Source organism: Pseudomonas phytophila, assembly GCF_025643095.1.
Taxonomy (GTDB): Bacteria; Pseudomonadota; Gammaproteobacteria; order Pseudomonadales; family Pseudomonadaceae; genus Aquipseudomonas; species Aquipseudomonas quasicaspiana.
In genome coordinates this window covers 5,787,717-5,806,661 of sequence record NZ_CP081201.1, presented here as the reverse complement: position 1 = coordinate 5,806,661, position 18,945 = coordinate 5,787,717, and the positions used below count along the sequence as shown (strand labels likewise).

Sequence of the window (18,945 nt, the reverse complement as noted above, 5' to 3'; positions counted from 1 at the left end):
GTATGTCAGGAGAAGCGTCTCGCGAACAAGTTCGCTCCTACCATTGCAACGCGGTGTGTCAGGCTTGTCGCTTTCCAGGTAGGAGGCAACTTGTTGGCGAGGCGGTGTGTCAGGAGAAAAGTCTCGCGAACAAGTTCACTCCTACCGTTGCAGCGCGGTGTTTCTGCCGCTATTGAGCGATATCGATCAACACGCTTTTAAAGCGTAGATTGGCTTCAAACGCTTCACGTCCCAGGTCCTTGCCAATGCCGGAGCGTTTATAGCCCCCGGTTGGCAGGATGTAATCGTTGCTGCGCCCGTAGCGGTTGACCCAGACGGTGCCGACTTCCAGCTTGCGAATCAGTCGCAGTGCGCGATTCAGGTCAGCCGTATGCACGCCTGCGCACAGACCATAGGTGTCGTGTTCGGCCAGTTGCAGCGCCTGTTCTTCGGTGTCGAATGGCTGAATGGTCAGCACTGGGCCGAAAATCTCTTCGCAGACTGCCGGGCTTTGGCTGTCCACTGCGGTCAGCAATGTCGGTTGGTAATAAGCGCCGCCCATGCCTTCGAACAGCCCGCCACCGGCCAGCACTTCGGCTCCGGCCTGGCGCGCACGCTGGACGATGTTGTCGATGCGGCTGCCCTGCAAATGGGAGATGATCGGCGGCAGCGTGGCGTCTGGTGACCAGGTCGGGCCGGGGCGCAAAGAAGCGAAGTAGCCCTGAAGATGCTCAATGAACGGCGCCATGATCGAGCGTTCTATCAACAGTCGTGAACCCGAAACACACACCTGTCCGGCATTACCGGTAATGGCTAGCGCAACGGTGCGTGCGGTTTTGGCCAGATCAGGCACGTCAGCAAACACCAGTTGCGGGCTTTTACCGCCCAGCTCCAGTGTCACGGGTTTGGGACCGACCAGTGCGCAAGTGGACATGATGCTGGAGCCTGTGGCCGTCGAACCGGTGAAGGTTACTTTCGAGATGCGCGGATGACGACACAGCGCGTCGCCTGTGGTGCGTCCGTCACCCTGAACCACGTTGAACATCCCGGCAGGGAGCCCGGCCTGCACGGCCAACTCGGCAAAGCGCAGGCTGGAAAATGGCGTCAGTTCCGAAGGTTTGAGCACTACGGCGTTACCCGCTGCCAGCGCCGGGGCGACTTTCCAGTGGCCCATACTCAGCGGGAAGTTCCACGGTGCAATGGCGGCAATCACGCCGTAAGGCTCGGCGATCTGCATGCCCAGCCGGTCGCTTTGAGTCGCCGCCACTTCGCCGCCATGCTTGTCTGCCAGCTCTGCGAAAAAACGAATCCCTTCGGCGACATAAGGAATGTCCCAGGCGAGCACGTCTTTGTGGGGACGCGTCGAACCGACTGCTTCCAGCGGTCCCAGGATCGCGCCATCGGCTTCAATCAAGTCGGCCCAACGACGCATGACCCGGGCTCTCTCGCGAGGCGGGCGGCTGGCCCAGTCACTGTGCTTGAACGCCTGCCAGGCATTACTGACGGCTTCGTCCACCATGTCCGCGTCAGCAATCGGCAGCCCGGCGTAGACCTGCCCGTCGGAGGGGCGTGAGACGTCCATGCCTGACTGGGCATCGCGATAATGACCGCCGATGAAGTGCGCGCTGCGAACAGAAATTTGACGAGGATCGAAGCTATCCATGAAGGACTCCAGCCGATAAAAAGCGAGACGTCCATCCTAGGAAAAAAGCCCAAGCATTTGCTGCCGACCTTAGTGTCGATTTAAGCAGTAACTGTGGTAAACGGCAGCGCGCTTTGCGCAATCTGCCGAATCGTTCCGGGGCTCTTGCCATGAGCGGTAAACAGATGGGATACAGGCATTAGTGCCCCTTTGACCGGAGAGCTTTTCATGGCTGACTCGCAACGTTCTTCATGTTCCTATCGCCCTATGACTGCGGCCGATGTGGATGCTGCACACCAACTTTCAGTACAGTTGAAATGGCCGCATCGTCGTGAGGACTGGGCGATGCTGCAACGCGTTAGCGAGGGTTTCGTTGCGCAAGACAAGGGGCGGGTGATCGGCAGTGCATTCACTTGCCATCAGGGGGATTTCTCAACCATTGGTCTGGTGATCGTCAGCGACGAATATCAGGGCAAGGGGATTGGTCGGCAACTGATGAACCTGGCGATTGAGGCCGCCACACCTCGTACTCCTGTTCTCAACGCGACCCTGGCCGGAGCCCCGCTTTACGCCAGTTTGGGATTTGTTGATTTCGGCAGCGTCGAACAACGTCAGGGTCAGGCTCCAGCCGAAGCACCGTCAGCGCCCGCGCTCGCGTTCAGCGAAAGCTGCCGCTCGGTGAGCGAAGCGGATTACCCGCGCCTGTTCGAGTTGGCCAACGCGGGCAGCGGGCTTGATCGCACTGCGGTCCTCAAGGACCTGCTGCCGAGCGTAGAACACTCGGCAGCTATCGAGCGCAATGGGCAATTACAGGCGTTTGCTCTATTGCGCCCTTTTGGTCGCGGCCTGTGCATCGGCCCGGTGATCGCTCAAAACGTAGAGCAGGCCAGGTACCTGATCAGTCAGTTGCTGTCGCGAGTGCCGTATTCCTTTGTGCGTATCGATATTCCTACGAATAGCGGCTTGGCAGACTGGCTGGACGCTGCAGGTCTTAAAGCTGTCGACAGCGTCACACAAATGGCTAAAGGCAAGGCTCCGCAGGCCACTGCTGGCGTCGCACAGTTTGCCCTCGTCACCCAGGCCGTTGGCTAATCCGGAGAGTGTTTAATGTCACAGCTAAAAGCTTTGTTGTTGGTCCGCGCTGACGGCAGTCAAACCGATGCACCGTTGAAGCGCGGTGCTTTGAGCGCTGGCGATCCGTTTGCCGACGTGCGTGATATCGCTTATGTCGCTGATGATGGCGTAAGTGCCGGATTGGTCAGCGCCAGTGGCTTACGTAGCAGTCAATCGTATCCATTCACGGAAATGTTGGTTGTCCACCGCGGGTGTGTCAGCCTGCACGTTAACGGTGAAACCCTCGAAGTCGGCCCCGGCGAAAGCGTTGTAGTGGAGCAGGGAGTCGCCTGTCAGTTTGATGCGGCAGATGGCAGCCTTTGGGCTTTTTGCGCAATCAGGGACTCCGCGCCATCGACGCAACCGGCGCTGACCTGGATCGACAAGCGAGTTCCACTGGCACCTTCGGCAGCCCCCGAGGCCAGCATCCTGATTGGCCCGACGCCTCAGTGCCGCTCACACAACGCCTATGAAGCCTCGAACAGCTCCCTGCGCATCGGCGTCTGGGACTCGACACCTTATGCCCGTGGCGGCCGACCGCACAAAGTGCATGAGTTGATGCATCTGATCGAAGGTCAGGTGACGCTCACCGGTGTAGACGGCGAAGCGCTGATCGTGAACACCGGCGACACCGTGTTTGTTCCGCTAGGCGCGAGCTGCGCATGGGAAAGCACGGTGTATGTGCGCAAGTACTACGTGGTGGTTTGATTGGCAGACTTCAAAAGTCTGGTTGGAGTGCATTTAATTGTGGGAGCCGGGCTTGCCCGCGATACATGAGACGCGGACAGAAGACCCACCGCGTTATCGTTTATCGTCGGAATGCCGCCCAGACCAAGCCCGGCTCCCACAGGGATTTTGCGATCCGCCTGAGACGGTTGTCTGCGGGAGGTTCTATGTTGGCCTGCAAGGGTTGATCCCGATGGGAGCTGAGCTTGCTCGCGATGAGCGATTACGCGGTGTGGCCGTGAAACCGCGTCGCCTATATCGCGGGCAAACCGGCTCCCACAGGAATTTTGCGATCCGCCTGAGACGGTTGTCTGCGGGAGGTTCTATGTTGGCCTGCAAGGGTTGATCCCGGTGGGAGCGAATTCATTCGCGAATGCGTCATGTCAGGCGACAGAAGTATTGAATCTGCCAGCCCTTTCCCGAATAAATTCGGTCCCACAGGTTTTGCATGAGCTTGAGAGGCTACCCACCTGTGGGAGCTGAGCTTGCTCGCGATGAACGATGACGCGGTATGGCTTTGAAACCGAGTCGCCAGCATCGCGGGCAACCCCGGCTCCCACAGGGATTTGCGATCCGCCTGAATGAAATTGTTACAGCGCGCGGTAACTCAGGCTGAAACCCAGCTCAGCCGACTCTCCCTGTCGCAACAGCCGCAACCCTGGATGCCCCGGCAAATGGTGGGCATTCACCGGGTGGCTGACCGGCTCGAAGCAGAAAAAATCCAGCCCGGGCGGGCAGAACACCAGAAAGAACTCACTGCCCGTCGCCCGGCATTCAAGCTCATAACCCAGGTCCGGCTGGCTGATCAGGGCACTGCCATCCCATTCGGTAAAACCGTTATCCAGACGAGTTTGCGGCAGGCTGTTCAACGCATTGAAGTTCCATGCGGCCGGTATATTTTCCAGTTCAGTAGGCAGCCCGGTTTCATCGGTCAGCCAGACCTGTGACGCCGTGGCCCGTAACCGGGTGTTGGCGGTGCGTGGCAGATAAGGATGCAAGCCCAGCCCGTGCCAGGCGGCCCGCGCGTCCAGGTGGGTCACCTGCAGCATGATGCTCAGCGTGCCGTCCAGCAGGCTGAAGTGCAGTTGCGCGCGATAAGCAAAAGGGATGCTGCTGTTCAGTTGCAGGCAGGCATGTTGCGCACTTTGCTCAATCACTTCCCATGGCTGCTGCCAGGCACTGCCATGAATCGGCAACGCGTCGTTGTGGCTGTTGGGCTCAAGCGCGAACCAGCCATCGGGACTTTCAAATCCTCCGTTGCTGATCCGGTTGGACCACGGTGCCAGCGGATAGCAGGCCAGCTTCCGTGCAGTCCCGGCACCGAGGGCTTCGTCATTGCTGGGGCGCAGTAGCGGTTGGCCGCTGGCGATCACATTCCAGTTAACAATGCTGCCGCCGGTTTGCGGGGCGAGCGTCAGTCGGGTGATGCCATCTTCAAGCGTCAGGATTGCCGGGTGCATGATGATTCGCCGTATGAGTGCAGATGAGGGCTCAAGCCGTTTTACGCCGCCAGGTCAGCAGCACAATGCCGGTGACCACGATCAGGCCGCCAATGATCTGGCCGCCGCTGAGCAATTGATCAAGGATTAACCAGCCAAACAACAGACTCGCCACTGGCTCGATGTTCATCACCGGCGCGTTGCGGGCCATGTCCAGACGGTTTACGCAAATGAACAGCAGGGAAAACCCAACGCCATAAAGCGTGACCAGACAGGTCAGTGCTGTCCAGCCGGTGGCGGTGGACGGCAATGAAACACCTCCAGGCAGCACGCCGCTGAAACCCGCCAATGCAGCAGCGCTGAACACAATCAACATGGTCAGCATGCTGCGCACGGTGCCGCGCAGGGATGAAAGTTTATGGTCGGTTATCCACAGCGCACAGGCGAAAACACCCGCCGCTCCAAAACCGAAGGCAATGCCTTCGAGCCATTGTGCCTCGGTGCTGTGCTGGCTGGACAGGCGCTCTGGTACGTCCAGCGCAAAGACCAGACCAATCAGAATAAAACCCATCAGCAACGCGGCACGAGCGGTCGGCCTTGCGCCGCCTAACGCCCATATGAGCAAGACCAACAGGATGGGAGCCACGTTGGCGATCAGCAACGCCAGCGCGACTGGAATGCGAGCAACAGCCGAGTAGATGCAGAAACTTTGTGCTGCGATCAGCACGCCCAGCAGCAATTGCCAGCGCCACGTTCTGGCGGTCAGGTTCGGGCGTTCCCGCTGCCAGAGCACCAGGCCAGTAAGGACCAGCAAGGTCACGCCCGAGCGACACAGAATCGCCAGCAGCAGGCCGGTGTCATGGTCAAAGGCGATACGCGCGGCGATGTGATTGCCTGCAAAAGCACAGGCGAGAAGGGCGAGGAGCAATACAGCGATGTGGCGGGGAAACAAAGCAGGAGCAGACATGAGCAACCAGCCTCCTTGGCTGGGGGGCGCGAATCCAGGCAACGGTGGGAGCTGAGCTTGCTCGCGATCGGTGTGTACCTTATCGCGGGCAAGCCTCGCTCCCACAAATCATCGTTCCAACCCTGGATCATCGGTGTTTCTTACAACACCACACTCGGCAACCACAGGGAGATTGCAGGGATGTAGGTCACCAGCATCAGCACCATGAACAGTGCAGCGTAGAACGGCAGCAGAGCTTTCACGGTGGCTTCGATGGTCACTTTACCCACCGCAGCACCGACGAACAGCACCGCGCCAACCGGTGGTGTGATGAGCCCGATCCCCAGGTTCACCAGCATGATCATGCCGAAGTGCACAGGGTCTACGCCCACGCTCGCCACTACTGGCAAAAGGATTGGTGTAAGGATCAGGATCAGCGGTGCCATGTCCATGATGGTGCCTAGCAGCAACAACATGATGTTGATGCACATCAGGATCACGTAGCGGTTGTCCGATATGGTCAGGAACGCTGTCGTGATCTTCATCGGGATTTCCATCAGCGTCAGGATGTAACCGAAGCTGGCAGCGAAACCGATCAGGATCATGACGATGGAAATGGTACGGGCTGCCCGGTGCATCAGCTTGGGCAGGTCACACCATTTGTAGTCACGGTAGATGAACATGGTCACGAAGAATGACCAGAGCACCGCAATGGCTGCCGACTCGGTGGCGGTAAACACGCCCGACAGGATACCGCCGAGAATGATGACCAGCGCCATCATGCCCCACAGCGCGTCAGCCGCGATTTTCAGCGCCTTGCGCAACGGGATGACCTCACCCTTGGGGTAGTTGCGCTTACGGGCGAAGATCATGCACAGACCCATCATCACCGCACTGAGTAACAGGCCCGGCATGATCCCAGCCATGAATAACGATGCGATGGAAACGGTGCCGCCCGCTGCCAGCGAGTACAGAACCGAGTTGTGGCTTGGCGGTGTCAGTAGCGCCTGGACCGAACCGCTGACCGTTACCGCTGTGGAGAAGTCACGAGGGTAGCCCGCACGTTCCATTTCCGGAATCAGCACCGAACCAACTGAGGCAGTGTCCGCTACCGAGGAGCCGGAAATAGCGCCGAAAAAGGTAGACGCAACGATGTTTACCAGCGACAGACCACCGCGTACGAAACCCACCAGCACGCCAGCAAATGCGACGAGCCGCCGCGACATACCGCCTTCGGCCATGATCGCGCCCGCCAGGACGAAGAATGGGATTGCCAGAAGAGAGAATTTATTGACACCGCCAGCGATCTGAATCATCAGTGCATCAGCAGGGATCTCAATCCACCATGCACCGATCAGCGCAGACAGACCTAGTGCGTAAGCGACCGGCATGCCGATCAGGATCAGCGCGATAAAGCTGCCTAGTAATATAAGTGCGTCCATTTATGCAGCACCTTCACTTTCTTCTACGACGTCAAAATGCATGACGGCGCGATGGCTTTGGTCACCCAGAAAAACTCGCTCCAGAATGAAAATCAGGGTCACGATCCCGCCGAGGGGAATTGGCAAGTAGGAGATACCTACGCGCAGCGACGGGATTTCGCCCAGAAACTGGTTCCAGGTAGTGGCGCAGAGTTTGAAGCCTTTGACGATCATGAACAGTGCTACGACTGCCATCAGCACTTGCACCAGCACAGCAGCGAGCTTGCGCAAATGCAGGGGCATGCGATCCACCGCCATGGAGACGGCCATGTGCGCACCGGCACGGTAGCTGGCTGCAGCTCCGAAGAAGGTGAACACCACCATCAACAGGATCGCAACAGGTTCCGGCCAGCTCGACCCCGTACCAAGAACGTAACGAGCGAAAATGCCCCAAGGGATAATCAACGTCATGATCAGCACCGCAAAGCCGGCGATCCCGATGCAGACCCGATAAATAATGTCGTTAATACTTAACAGCGTATTTTTCATTGAGGCTCACCACTGCGGCGGCGAACGAGCTTTCGCTCGCCCCCGCGGCGTTATCGGACTGACTTATAGGGCTGCTTAGTTTTTAGCTGCGGCCAGAGCCGGATCAGTTTTCACCGCTTCGATACGGCTGATCAGGTCTTTGTATGGCGCACCGAACTTGTCGCGAACCGGCTGGGTAGCGTCATAAAACGCTTTCTTCTGCTCAGGCGTCAGGGTGATGAACTCTACGCCTGCTGCTTTAAGCTTGGCTTCTGCATCAGCAGACGACTTGTCCCACAGCACGCGTTCCTCGGCTTGTGCTTCACGAGCCAGCTTTTTCACGAGCGCTTGTTGTTCTGGATTGAGTTTGTTCCAGGTGTCTTTGGCCATCACGATCGGCTCTGGAAGGATCAGGTGCTCGGTGATGGTGAAGAACTTGGCGTTCTGATAGTGATTGTGCTGGAAGTAAGTTGGCGGGTTGTTTTCTGCACCGTCGATTACGCCTGTCTGCAATGCACTGAAAATCTCGCCGGTGGCCATTGCGATCCCGCTGCCGCCCATGTCATTGATGGTTTCAATGAATACCGGGTTGCCTTGAACGCGGATCTTCATACCTTTGAGATCGGAAATCTGGCGTACCGGCTTCTTGGTGTACAGGTTGCGGGTCCCGCCATCCATCCAGGCCAGAGCGACCAGGTTGAAGTTGGAGTCTGTGATTTTCTTCAGAATTTCGTCGCCGATTTCACCGTCGATAATGGTGCGCATGTGCGCCTGATCGCGGAATACGAACGGCAGGTTGAAGACGTTCACGTCAGGCACTACCGGGCCAACGATGCCCAGGCTGACACGGGTCATCTGGATGGCGTTGCTCTGTACCTGCTCAACCACTTCTTTCTCTGAACCGAGCACGCCGCCGGGGTACATCTTGAAGCTAATCTCACCTTTGGACTGCTCTTCTAGCTTTTTGCCCATGTTCTGTTCGGCCACTACCGGGGCATAGCCGGCGGGGTGAACTTCGGCGAATTTGATTTTGACTTCTGCCTGGGCCAGGCCCGACATACAGAAGGCCAGTGGAAGTGCGGCGATGAGAAGCTTGCGTTTGAAATCCATGGATAACTCCAGTTTTGTTGTTTTTGTGGTGCTGGTGGATTTGTGTGTGATGCATTAGCCCTTGAAGGCAGGCTCCTCCAAGCCTTTGATTCCGGGTCTCAGGGCAAAGACGCCACCGGCCAGTGGCTGGTCGCTGATGTCGCCACCGGGACGAATCGAGGTCACGAACAGCGTGTCCAGATTCGATCCGCCGAAGGCGCACATAGTGGGTTTCTTCACCGGCACAACCAGTGACTGGTCAAGCTTGCCAGTCGGTGTGAAGCGGTGAATCAGCCCCGCATCATTGCCGCAGATCCAGTAGCAGCCTTCGGCATCGACCGCTGCGCCATCAGGGCGGCCCAGATAGTGGTTCATGTCCACGAAGAGGCGGCGGTTGTGGGGCGTGCCGCTGTCGGTGTCGTAATCGAACGCCCAGATCTTTTGCACGCTGGGGTGCGAGTCGGACAAGTACATGGTCTTGCCGTCCGGGCTGAACGCCAGGCCGTTGGGTACGATGAAGTCAGTAAGTTGTGCCGTGAGCGCTTCGCTCTGGCCTGCGCTGTAACGATACATCGCGCCGACCGATGCACCTGCGGCCATGTCCATCAACATGGTGCCGGCCCAGAAGCGGCCCTGGCGATCACAGCGTCCATCGTTGAAGCGCATGCCAGGCAACGCATGATCGACGCTGGCCAGAGAACGACTGCTCAGGGTGCCGTCGGCGCTTTCGGTCAGCCGATACAGACCGTCTTCCATACCGCCAATCCAGTCGCCGTTATCGTAACGAGCGATGCAGGCGAGCATTTGCGGTGCTTTCCAGCTTTGGGTGCTGTCATGGGCCGAGTCCCAGCGATGAAGCTTACCCGCCGGGATATCAACCCAATAAAGAGCCTTGTCCCTGGCGCTCCACACCGGGCTTTCACCCGTGGCGTTTTGTGCGTCGAGAATCAATTCAGCATCCATGTCGCCCTGTCCTTTTATTGTTTTTTTATCGGTTCTCAGTCGTCGCCGAAGGGGCCTGATGCAACGAAGGCGCCACCCTGATAAACCATCGCCGGGTCGTCAGCAGCAGGCATCGGCTGCGCTTCAACCTTGTCCCGGAAAACTTCCGAGCTGTCCTTGGGGTTGTAGCCGAGGTGGGCGGCGTACCGGTTATCCCACCACACGTTGCTGTTGGCGGAAGCACCATAGACGATGGTGTGGCCGACGTTCGGTGCATACAGCGAGCGCTCGATGAGTTGCGTCAGGTCGTCGAAGCTTAGCCAGGTGCTCATCATTCGGCGGTTTTGCGGTTCCGGGAACGACGAGCCAATGCGGATGCTCACGGTTTCGATGCCGTAGCGGTCGAAATAGAAGCTGGCCATGTCCTCGCCGTATGATTTGGACAGACCGTAGTAACTGTCCGGACGGCGCGGGGAGAGCGCGTCGATGGTTTCATCCTGCTTGTAGAAACCGATAACGTGGTTGGAGCTGGCGAAAATGATGCGCTTCACGCCGTGGCGACGGGCGGCTTCGTAGATATGGAAGACACCGCTGATATTCGCCCCGAGGATCTCTTCAAACGGACGCTCTACCGAGACACCGCCGAAATGCAGGATCGCGTCTACACCTTCAACGAGTTGATGAACGGCTTGCTTGTCGGAGAGGTCGCAGGGTTGTACTTCTTCGCTGGCGTCAACGGCGGGGGCCATTTCACTGATATCGGACAGTCGCAGGACCTTGGCGTAAGGCCGCAGACTTTGTCGCAGAACCTTGCCCAGACCGCCTGCTGCACCTGTCAGTAGCAGGCGATTGAAGGGAGTTTGGGCGGTATGAGTCGTTGTCATGAGATTCCCTTGCAATTCTTATTAGTTGTCATCTGTTGTCGTATGACTTGTGGGTGATTATTTGCAGTCGTGTATGGCTTTGTCAACGCGACTTAGGTCGAAATGATGGCTGGTTGGCGAGACGAAGACGAACGACCGCCCGGATCGTCTTGTATCTCTGACACACCACAGTCGCCCGGCCAACAGGATACTTGTAGGAGCTGCCGAAGGCTGCGATGGCGGTGTGTCAGAACAAATGCTTCGCAGCCTCCGGCAGCTCCTACGGGGAGTAGAGTTTGTTACTTAAAGCAGCGACAGCGGATAGCTGATGAATACCCGGTTTTCGTCGAACTCGTTGGTGCTGAAGTCGCGACGGATGGAAGAGTTGCGCCACCGGAAGTTCAGGCTCTTGAACGTGCCGCTTTGTACGGTGTACGCCAGTTCTGACTCCCGACCCCATTCCTTGCCATCGGTAATGGCACCAGTGTGGACGTTGTCACCGCTGATGTAGCGGTTCATCAAAGTCATGCCGGGCACGCCGAAGATGGCGAAGTCCAGGTCGTGACGCAGTTGCCAGGATTTTTCCTTGGCGTTGTCATAGCTGGCGTTGTAGCTATCGTTTGCCAGCGTGCCGCCGCTCGTTCCGTTTACCCGGAACCAGCCGTCATCACCGCTGACTTTCTGCAGGCCCACGTACAAGGTGTTGCCCTTGTATTTGGCAGACAACAAAGCGTATGCGGTTTTGTTGTCCAGATCGCCAGCCAGTTTGTTGCCGTCTTCATTACCCCAGAAGTAACCCAGGTTCGCGCCCAGCGTCACGTCACCAATAGGCTGGCTGTGCAGCACGTTGATGAACTTCTGGTTGTAGATGTCTTCGAGTTGGGCGTACCACAGGCCGACTTGAGTGCGCTTTTCATTGAAGGCGTATTCACCGCCACCAAAGTTGAAGCGGTCAGACTGGAAAGCGCCCCGACCGTTGAGCGACATGTCTTCCATGCTCGCATCGTTACGCGGGCTGTTGCCCCTGAACTGACCGCCGTACAGGGTCAGGCCATCGAGTTCTTTGGAGGTAATCTGCCCGCCACGGAACGTCTGTGGCAGCGAACGGCCGTCGTCCGAGCGCAGGATTGGCAGAACCGGCATCCACTCACCGACTTTCAATTCAGTTTTGGAAACCTTGGCTTTGGCCGCGACACCCAGGCGTCCAAAGTCATCGGCCGGACGACCGTCATCGTGGATCGGCAGCAGTTGTGTGCCGCCTGTGCCTTTACCGCCATCGAGTTTCACCGAGTACATGCCCAGAACATCGATCCCGAAACCGACTACGCCTTGAGTGAACCCGGATTTGGCATCAAGAATAAAACTTTGTGTCCACTCTTCCGCCTTGCTCTGCGCATTCGCCGGGTCGACGAAGTTACGGTTGAAGTAGGCATTACGAAAAGTCAGCGTCGCTTTGGTATCGTCTACAAAACCTTCGGCCATGCCCATCAGCGGGAACGTCAGGCTCATGGTGCCCAGCCCGAGAAGGGCCAGCGAACGCTTGTTTTTAGATCTCATTATTGTTGTGCTCCCATTTTTTTGACAAAGCACTTCTCCTCCGGCACTTGAACGGCCTGTCCTGTGGAAAAGTGCAAGGTGCCCCCATGCTGGGGCTTCAGACTCGGGCCGCTACTGCAGACGAGTCTTCACTTCGAAACGGATTAACCGTCAGCGAATTTGATAAAAGAGGGGGGATCCCGGACTTGATCGGGAGCGCGAGCAAGAGCTACCGCTGGACACTGAGTGTGCGGGGCGCTTGGCGCGTGGGTATTGCGGGGTGCGAACGAGGTTCGTCATACGTGTGATTCCCTGATTATTGTTATTTTTGTTATCTGTCGTCGTACAACTTTTTGCGATATTTGCAGTCCGCCTGATGTTTGTCAATAAGCCTTTTGGACGTGCGCCGAGTGGTGCAGGTGTCCCCTTCTCGAATGAATTCGCGCAGAGTCGGCGCAATTCCGTAGGACCGGCTTTAGCCGGGAGGACGTCCGGGCATCCGCCAAAAATATTTGCCAGAAACGCCACTCTCCCGGCTAAAGCCGGTCCTACAGGATCAAAGCATTTACCGATATGCTCAGTCCCTTACGTTCAGGAAGCACGAGCCCCGATCATGAAAATTGGCCTGATCTCCGACACGCACGGCCTGTTGCGCCCGCAGGCGCTGGATGCACTCAAAGGCTGTGAGCAACTGATTCATGCCGGTGACATTGGCAAGGCTGAGATTCTGGAAGAGTTGCGCGCCATCGCGCCGCTGACTGTCGTACGCGGCAATAACGACCAGGACGATGCATGGGCCAGCGACGTGCCTTATTCGGCGGTGCTGCGCGTGGCAGACATCGGGATATACGTCACCCACATTCCGGCTGATGTTCCTCAACCCTTACCTGAGGATATCCAGGTCGTAGTCGTTGGGCACTCCCATAAACCGCTGATCGAACAGCGAGCCGGTGTGCTTTTCATCAACCCGGGCAGCGCTGGCCCTCGGCGTTTCAAATTGCCGATTTCGGTTGCTGTGCTGCATATCGACGAGCAAGGCGTGAGGGCCGAGCTGGTTGAGTTGGTGGTGTGAACGATCTCTAAGTCTTTGGCTTGACGATATCCTTGTAGGAGCTGCCGAAGGCTGCGATGTTTTTTCCCTGACACGCCGTCATCGCAGCCTTCGGCAGCTCCTACAAATTGCGTCAGCTCAGGCAATAATGAGCCGTTACTTCGCCACCGGATCCAGCCCGCTTTTTTTGATCGCGTCAGCTGCCGCCAGCGAGCCCAGGTATTCCAGCAGCTGTTTAGCCTGTTCCGGATGAGTGCTGCGCGACGAAACCGCACCTGAATACAGGGTCATTTGTTGAGCCTGATCGGGAATCAAACCAACGATGTCGATGCCTTCAACCTGCTTGAGCTCGCTCAACTGCTGAAAGCCGAGCTGGGCCTCGCCACGTGCGACCACTTCACCCACCGGGGTAGCAGGAATCATGCGGCTTTTGGTCTGCATCAGCTCACCGATATGCATCTGATTGAAGAGCACTCGTGACAGGTAAACGCCGCTGGCACTGTCCGAATAAGCGATGGAGGTTGAATCAACCAATGTCTGCTTGAAGGCTTCCATCGTGCTGATATCAGGCTTGGGAGCACCGTGACGCACGGCCATGGCAATGTAGGATTTCCCCAGATCGACGCGGCTCTTGGGATCGATCTGGCCGTTCTTGATCAGTTTATCCAGTGCCGAGCCAACCATGAGAACAACGTCGGCAGGTTCATTGCGAGCCAGGCGGTTAGGTATCGCTTGCGGCGTAGCACCCATTGACGGCGCAGCCTCCGCCACCAGACGCACGCCCGTGCGCTGCTCATAATCACTACTGATCGCGTTGAACGCGCCCATGATGCCGCCGGAACTGAGGACGACCAGAGAAACAGGCTTGGCTACCGTCGCGGCGCTGACCAGCGCCACAGGTGAGAAGGAAAGGACGGCGCCGAGCAGGCAGGAAAGAATTTTTGGCATGTGAAGATAGACCTTGCAGTGGAGAAAACCCGACGATTATGTGGCAAAGCCACTAATATTGCGCGGTTATCGACCTGAAAAATCCACGACTGAAGACACGCTTATGAGCATTAGAAGTTAAGCGGGTGATACAGTTTATGTTTCATAAACTTAACACGCGTCAAACTGTAACTGCCACCCATGATTAATTAAGCGATAAACTTCAACGAATTGCAGTTCCAACGACCACTCATCGCTCTGCCAGACTAAAGTGTGTTTAGACTGCCACACTGACTGACACAAATTAGGCACTGCCCTTTGCCAAGGTGACCCGACAATGATCAACGATCATTTGCCCGGAACCTCGTGCAGTATTCATGGTTGTTCGCGTGTAGATGAAAGTTCTGAGTGTTCCTTAGAAACAAAACTTATCGATGCCACTGTGGCAGCGGTAGCGTTGACGTCATTAATCCATCACGACTCGGTTGAGGTAAAGAAACACACAGCGCGTGTTTCAGTTTTGATACTGATGTGTACCTACAACGGACAGACGTTTCTTGAAAAGCAACTGGAATCGATTGAATCTCAAACCTGTAGTGACTGGCACGTGGCTATTTCTGATGACGGTTCTGAAGATGAAACGTTAACCATTGCCCAACGCTACAGGCTCAAATGGGGTGAGGAAAAACTTAGTGTCTGGCAAGGGCCTGGAAAAGGGTTTGCGCGGAACTTCATCTCCTCAGTCTGTCACAAGGATCTGTCGGCAGATCACTACGCATGGTGTGATCAGGATGATATGTGGAACGAGAAAAAGTTACAGGCCGCGTTGAGCTGGTTACACAGCATGCCGAAAGACATTCCCGCACTCTATTTCGGCCGGACTCAATTGGTTGACTCGATGGGCGTGGTATTAGGGTACTCGCCATTGTTCCGACGCTCTCCTTCTTTTGCCAACGCGCTGGTTCAAAATATAGGTGGGGGCAACACCATGGTTCTGAACCACGCCGCTCGTGTGTTGCTGGAGAAGGCTGGACAGAATCTGGATGTCGTTTCCCATGACTGGTGGGCTTATCTATTGGTAACTGGTGCTGGTGGGAACGTTTTCTATGATCCGAGTCCGTATGTAATGTACCGCCAGCATGCCGGTAATCTGGTGGGGGCTAATTCGAGTTGGCGGGCGAGGGTTATCCGCATGAAGATGATGACTCAAGGTCGCTTCCGGGTATGGAATAGCATCAATATCGCCAACCTTGAAAGGGTCATCGGTTCCTTGACTCATGAAAATCGGGAGTTGCTGGAGCGCTTCAAATTATTACGCAGCGATACATTGCCGCGTCGATTGGCAGGACTCAAGCGGTCGGGAATTTATCGACAAACTCGACTGGGTAATCTGGGCCTGATCGTGGCGGCTGTCATGGGCAAGATATAAATGTGGAAGCGCAGATGATTATTCAGATCGCTCATCAGCGTTTAAGGACTTACTTGAAAAAGCTTTCATCTGCGGTGGTGGTCAGAAGAGCGACCCATTCGTTGATGCCAATGTTCGCAAGGGTGAATAAATAACGATGGAAAAATTCAATGCCACTCCTGTCGAGGTGTACCGTAGTGTCAGTCGCTACCGACAACTGATCGGACAAATGATTTGCCGAGAAATAAGCAGCCGATACAAAGGATCTATTTTTGGTGTGATGTGGGCGTTCCTGACACCTGTTTTAATGCTGGCGGTTTATACCTTCGTGTTCAGTGTGGTTTTTAAAGCTCGCTGGGCGGGGGGCGGGTTTGGGGAGGTGCAGAGTCAATCAGACTTTGCAATCATGTTGTTCACCGGCATGATCGTCTATGGCATCTTTGCCGAGTGTGTGAACAGGGCGCCTACCTTAATACTCGGTAATCCAAACTATGTAAAACGCGTTGTTTTTCCATTGGATATCTTGCCGTGGATCGTTCTGGGAACGGCGATGTTCAATGCACTCATTGGCTTTTGTGTACTTGTCACTTTTTTCTTACTAACCAACCATCAACTCACCTGGACCGTTATCTGGCTGCCGGTCGTGCTGCTGCCACTGATTTTTTTATGCATGGGCTTGAGTTGGTTTCTGTGCTCGCTCGGCGTCTACCTTCGTGATGTCGGGCAAACGGTAGGCATTGCGACAACCATGCTGATGTTTTTATCACCTGTGTTTTATCCAGTCGCTTCACTGCCGCTGACATTCCAGTTCTATTTGAAGCTGAACCCGCTGACCTCAATTATTGAGCAGACGCGTGAGGTGCTGCTGTTGAATCAGCCGCCGGACCCCGCGACGCTGCTGATCAGCAGTCTGACCAGTCTGTTTTTTGCCTGGATGGGGTTCGTATGGTTTCAGAAAACGCGTAGAGGGTTTGCAGATGTCATCTGATGCAGGTTCCATCAGTGTGAAAGGCTTGGGCAAGTGCTTCGCCATTTATGCACGCCCGCACCAGCGTCTGATGCAGATGTTTGTACGCTCTCGCAAGAAGTATTACAGAGAATTTTGGGCCCTGAAGGACGTCTCATTTGAACTAAAAAAAGGGGAAACGATAGGTATTATTGGAAGGAACGGCTCTGGCAAGTCAACGCTGCTACAGATGATATGTGGCACGTTGAACCAGACCGAAGGGATCATTGCGGTAAAGGGCAAGGTCGCTGCGCTGCTTGAGCTGGGGGCAGGGTTTAACCCCGAGTTCACGGGGCGGGAAAATGTCTACCTTTGCGCCGCGCTCTATGGTCTTGATCGCAAAGAGGTGGATCAGAAGTTTGAGTTGATCGCGGCGTTCGCGGGCATCGGTGATTTTATCGATCAGCCGGTGAAAATCTATTCAAGCGGCATGTTCGTACGTCTTGCGTTTGCCATCATTGCGAACGTAGACGCTGACATCTTGATCATCGATGAAGCGCTGGCAGTGGGGGATGCGCTTTTTACGCAAAAATGCATGCGATTCCTTAGAGCATTCAAGGAAGAACACACGCTCCTGTTTGTCAGCCACGACACCAGCTCCGTTATAAATCTATGCGACAGAGCGATATGGCTGGATGAAGGACAGATCAGAGGCTATGGCCCCGCTAAAGCGGTAGCTGAGCAGTACCTCGCTGCGTTATTCGGTCATTCAGAAAAAAAAGAGCCGACAGAAAGTCCATTGCTGGAAAATCTGAGGGTTGTGAAAGCGGCTGCCTGGCGCGACCACCGTCAGGATTTTGTTAACAGCAGTCTGCATCGTAATGACATGGAAGTGTTTCGTTTCAATACCACCGACACTGAGGAATTTGGCGCAGGCGGAGCAAAAATTCTGAACGTTACATTAAACGATAGTCTCGGCAGGGCTCTGAGTTGGGTGGTGGGGGGCGAGGTGGTCATGCTCCGCGTAGAAGTGGCATCTCTTAGATGCTTATTGAGTCCCATTGTCGGGTTTTATGTGAAAGATCGCTTGGGACAGACATTGTTCGGTGATAACACTTATTTAAATTATGCCGCGACCCCTATTCAGTCACGGGCGGGCAGCGTTTTTATTGCCGAGTTCACGTTTCCAATGCCTTGGCTGGCGCAAGGTGACTATTCAATTGCAGTCGCCGTTGCGGACGGAACCCAGGCAGAGCATGTCCATCAGCAATGGGTACACGACGCTCTCTTATTTCGCTCGCATCATGACCCGCTATCGACGGGGATCGTCGGGATCCCCATGTTGGAAATAAAGTTGCTGACGATGAGCACAGTATCATGAGCGCTGATCAGTACGCCGGTGAATTAAAGCAGCTTGCCATGCATCCGGACTATATTGCCTATCCCCTTTCATGGTTGGGCCACATTCCGTTCGCTGCGTGGTTGGTGACGGTCGTTGAGCCCAGACAGTTTGTAGAACTGGGAAGTTATTCAGGCACCTCTTACTTTGCTTTTTGCCAGGCGATAAAAAATGCGGCTTTAGATACACGCTGTTTTGCGATTGATACCTGGGAAGGTGATGAGCACACCGGTAGCTATTCCGACGCTATCTTTCAAGCATTCACTGAATACAATGAAACTCATTTCAGTGAGTTTTCCAGCTGTTTACGCATGCGATTTGACGATGCGCTTCCCAAGGTGGGGTATTGCAGCGTAGACCTTCTTCATATTGATGGTCTTCATACCTATGAAGCCGTCAAGAATGATTATGAAACGTGGATGCCTAAAATGTCTGAGCGAGGCGTCATTCTGTTTCACGATACCGTCGTGGACATTGACGGGTTTGGCGTCATTAGATTTTGGTCTGAAGTCTGCGATCTTTTTCCTTCTTATAATTTCACTCATAGCAACGGTCTGGGGGTGTTGCTCGTCGGTAGCCTCTACCAGCAGGATGACGCGTTACTGAAAGCTATAAAATCTGTCGCATTACTGGGTGAGCGTCTTGCCGAGCGACTCTGGTTACAGCAGATTGTTAGCGAGAAGCACGGTGAGTTAGAAAAACTTCAGGCCGTTACGATTCCTGGAATGATCGCAGAAAAGAAGCAGTCGGATGCCGCTCGCCATTATTTAGAGCAGGCGGTTATCGAGCAACAGCTTAAATTGGAGGTCCTTGAGACCGTTACGACTCCTGCCATGCTCGCAGAAAAGGAACAGTTGGATGCTGCGCTAAGGCGAGCCGATGCCGAATTGGCATCGTCAAATTCCGAGTTAAAAAAAATCAAAGACTCTACGGTGTGGAAAGTGCTAACAAAAATTTCAAGTATTAAAAACGCGATTTTTTGATAATGCT

17 protein-coding genes are annotated in these 18,945 nt (G+C 55.4%); 7 read left to right on the top strand and 10 right to left on the bottom strand.

All coding sequences use genetic code 11. The features are described 5' to 3' along the window. Positions 1 to 169 precede the first annotated feature (169 nt). The gene (locus K3169_RS26210; RefSeq protein ID WP_263268806.1) at positions 170 to 1,642 is read right to left on the bottom strand and encodes an aldehyde dehydrogenase family protein; all 1,473 of its coding nucleotides are present in this window, start codon (positions 1,640 to 1,642) and stop codon (positions 170 to 172) included. A 207-nt stretch (positions 1,643 to 1,849) separates the two neighbouring features. On the opposite strand from K3169_RS26210, the gene K3169_RS26205 reads away from it, so the two are divergent. Together K3169_RS26205 and K3169_RS26200 are read left to right on the top strand one after the other, a co-directional pair. Beyond that, the gene (locus K3169_RS26205) at positions 1,850 to 2,713 is read left to right on the top strand and encodes a GNAT family N-acetyltransferase (protein WP_263268805.1); all 864 of its coding nucleotides are present in this window, start codon (positions 1,850 to 1,852) and stop codon (positions 2,711 to 2,713) included. 15 nt (positions 2,714 to 2,728) lie between these two features. After that, entirely contained in the window at positions 2,729 to 3,442 is a 714-nt protein-coding gene (locus K3169_RS26200) for a cupin domain-containing protein (RefSeq protein WP_263268803.1), read from the top strand. 608 nt (positions 3,443 to 4,050) lie between these two features. Here the strand turns inward: K3169_RS26200 and K3169_RS26195 are convergent. The 8 genes from K3169_RS26195 to K3169_RS26160 all read right to left on the bottom strand — a co-directional run bounded on the left by K3169_RS26195 (position 4,051) and on the right by K3169_RS26160 (position 12,245). Beyond that, a complete protein-coding gene (locus K3169_RS26195) occupies positions 4,051 to 4,920 on the bottom strand; it encodes an aldose 1-epimerase (RefSeq protein WP_263268801.1) in 870 nt (289 codons plus the stop codon). A gap of 31 nt (positions 4,921 to 4,951) precedes the next feature. After that, the gene (locus K3169_RS26190) at positions 4,952 to 5,866 is read right to left on the bottom strand and encodes an EamA family transporter (RefSeq protein WP_263268799.1); all 915 of its coding nucleotides are present in this window, start codon (positions 5,864 to 5,866) and stop codon (positions 4,952 to 4,954) included. A 140-nt stretch (positions 5,867 to 6,006) separates the two neighbouring features. Further along, a complete protein-coding gene (locus tag K3169_RS26185; protein WP_263268798.1) occupies positions 6,007 to 7,287 on the bottom strand; it encodes a TRAP transporter large permease in 1,281 nt (426 codons plus the stop codon). Further along, positions 7,288 to 7,815, bottom strand: a complete 528-nt coding sequence (locus tag K3169_RS26180) for a TRAP transporter small permease (RefSeq protein ID WP_099269017.1) — start codon at positions 7,813 to 7,815, stop codon at positions 7,288 to 7,290. 75 nt (positions 7,816 to 7,890) lie between these two features. Continuing rightward, positions 7,891 to 8,904, bottom strand: a complete 1,014-nt coding sequence (locus tag K3169_RS26175; RefSeq protein WP_099269018.1) for a TRAP transporter substrate-binding protein — start codon at positions 8,902 to 8,904, stop codon at positions 7,891 to 7,893. 54 nt (positions 8,905 to 8,958) lie between these two features. Continuing rightward, on the bottom strand, positions 8,959 to 9,846 hold the full coding sequence (locus K3169_RS26170) for a glucurono-1,5-lactonase (protein ID WP_099269019.1): 888 nt from the start codon (positions 9,844 to 9,846) through the stop codon (positions 8,959 to 8,961). 35 nt (positions 9,847 to 9,881) lie between these two features. Further along, a complete protein-coding gene (locus K3169_RS26165) occupies positions 9,882 to 10,709 on the bottom strand; it encodes an NAD-dependent epimerase/dehydratase family protein (protein ID WP_263268795.1) in 828 nt (275 codons plus the stop codon). A gap of 282 nt (positions 10,710 to 10,991) precedes the next feature. Beyond that, positions 10,992 to 12,245, bottom strand: coding sequence for an OprD family porin (locus K3169_RS26160; protein WP_027900142.1), 1,254 nt, complete (start codon positions 12,243 to 12,245; stop codon positions 10,992 to 10,994). 592 nt (positions 12,246 to 12,837) lie between these two features. Here K3169_RS26160 and K3169_RS26155 point away from each other — a divergent pair. Next, a complete protein-coding gene (locus K3169_RS26155; RefSeq protein WP_263268793.1) occupies positions 12,838 to 13,296 on the top strand; it encodes a metallophosphoesterase family protein in 459 nt (152 codons plus the stop codon). 135 nt (positions 13,297 to 13,431) lie between these two features. On the opposite strand, the gene K3169_RS26150 is transcribed toward K3169_RS26155, so the two are convergent. Beyond that, positions 13,432 to 14,223, bottom strand: a complete 792-nt coding sequence (locus K3169_RS26150; protein WP_263268791.1) for a substrate-binding domain-containing protein — start codon at positions 14,221 to 14,223, stop codon at positions 13,432 to 13,434. 316 nt (positions 14,224 to 14,539) lie between these two features. Here K3169_RS26150 and K3169_RS26145 point away from each other — a divergent pair, with 316 nt between their 5' ends. From K3169_RS26145 to K3169_RS26130, 4 genes are all read left to right on the top strand, one after another. Further along, positions 14,540 to 15,631 carry a glycosyltransferase family 2 protein gene (locus tag K3169_RS26145; RefSeq protein WP_241154056.1) on the top strand — a complete coding sequence of 364 codons (1,092 nt, stop codon included), beginning with the start codon at positions 14,540 to 14,542 and terminating at the stop codon, positions 15,629 to 15,631. A 136-nt stretch (positions 15,632 to 15,767) separates the two neighbouring features. After that, a complete protein-coding gene (locus K3169_RS26140) occupies positions 15,768 to 16,598 on the top strand; it encodes an ABC transporter permease (RefSeq protein WP_122705393.1) in 831 nt (276 codons plus the stop codon). After that, on the top strand, positions 16,588 to 17,937 hold the full coding sequence (locus K3169_RS26135; protein WP_122705391.1) for an ABC transporter ATP-binding protein: 1,350 nt from the start codon (positions 16,588 to 16,590) through the stop codon (positions 17,935 to 17,937). The genes K3169_RS26140 and K3169_RS26135 overlap by 11 nt, the downstream gene beginning before the upstream one ends. After that, positions 17,934 to 18,938 (top strand): class I SAM-dependent methyltransferase, encoded by a 1,005-nt coding sequence (locus tag K3169_RS26130; RefSeq protein WP_122705389.1) that lies wholly within the window; start codon positions 17,934 to 17,936, stop codon positions 18,936 to 18,938. Before K3169_RS26135 ends, K3169_RS26130 begins: the two co-directional genes overlap by 4 nt. The last annotated feature ends 7 nt before the right edge of the window (positions 18,939 to 18,945 follow it).

Excerpts from the sequence above, each read along its gene's own strand:
- K3169_RS26140 (WP_122705393.1), top strand. The coding sequence starts at position 15,768 with ATGGAAAAATTCAATGCCACTCCTGTCGAGGTGTACCGTAGTGTCAGT.
- K3169_RS26135 (WP_122705391.1), top strand. The coding sequence starts at position 16,588 with ATGTCATCTGATGCAGGTTCCATCAGTGTGAAAGGCTTGGGCAAGTGC.
- K3169_RS26175 (WP_099269018.1), bottom strand. The coding sequence starts at position 8,904 with ATGGATTTCAAACGCAAGCTTCTCATCGCCGCACTTCCACTGGCCTTC.
- K3169_RS26210 (WP_263268806.1), bottom strand. The coding sequence starts at position 1,642 with ATGGATAGCTTCGATCCTCGTCAAATTTCTGTTCGCAGCGCGCACTTC.
- K3169_RS26130 (WP_122705389.1), top strand. The coding sequence starts at position 17,934 with ATGAGCGCTGATCAGTACGCCGGTGAATTAAAGCAGCTTGCCATGCAT.
- K3169_RS26155 (WP_263268793.1), top strand. The coding sequence starts at position 12,838 with ATGAAAATTGGCCTGATCTCCGACACGCACGGCCTGTTGCGCCCGCAG.
- K3169_RS26160 (WP_027900142.1), bottom strand. The coding sequence starts at position 12,245 with ATGAGATCTAAAAACAAGCGTTCGCTGGCCCTTCTCGGGCTGGGCACC.
- K3169_RS26180 (WP_099269017.1), bottom strand. The coding sequence starts at position 7,815 with ATGAAAAATACGCTGTTAAGTATTAACGACATTATTTATCGGGTCTGC.
- K3169_RS26200 (WP_263268803.1), top strand. The coding sequence starts at position 2,729 with ATGTCACAGCTAAAAGCTTTGTTGTTGGTCCGCGCTGACGGCAGTCAA.
- K3169_RS26195 (WP_263268801.1), bottom strand. The coding sequence starts at position 4,920 with ATGCACCCGGCAATCCTGACGCTTGAAGATGGCATCACCCGACTGACG.
- K3169_RS26150 (WP_263268791.1), bottom strand. The coding sequence starts at position 14,223 with ATGCCAAAAATTCTTTCCTGCCTGCTCGGCGCCGTCCTTTCCTTCTCA.
- K3169_RS26145 (WP_241154056.1), top strand. The coding sequence starts at position 14,540 with ATGATCAACGATCATTTGCCCGGAACCTCGTGCAGTATTCATGGTTGT.
- K3169_RS26185 (WP_263268798.1), bottom strand. The coding sequence starts at position 7,287 with ATGGACGCACTTATATTACTAGGCAGCTTTATCGCGCTGATCCTGATC.
- K3169_RS26190 (WP_263268799.1), bottom strand. The coding sequence starts at position 5,866 with ATGTCTGCTCCTGCTTTGTTTCCCCGCCACATCGCTGTATTGCTCCTC.
- K3169_RS26205 (WP_263268805.1), top strand. The coding sequence starts at position 1,850 with ATGGCTGACTCGCAACGTTCTTCATGTTCCTATCGCCCTATGACTGCG.
- K3169_RS26170 (WP_099269019.1), bottom strand. The coding sequence starts at position 9,846 with ATGGATGCTGAATTGATTCTCGACGCACAAAACGCCACGGGTGAAAGC.
- K3169_RS26165 (WP_263268795.1), bottom strand. The coding sequence starts at position 10,709 with ATGACAACGACTCATACCGCCCAAACTCCCTTCAATCGCCTGCTACTG.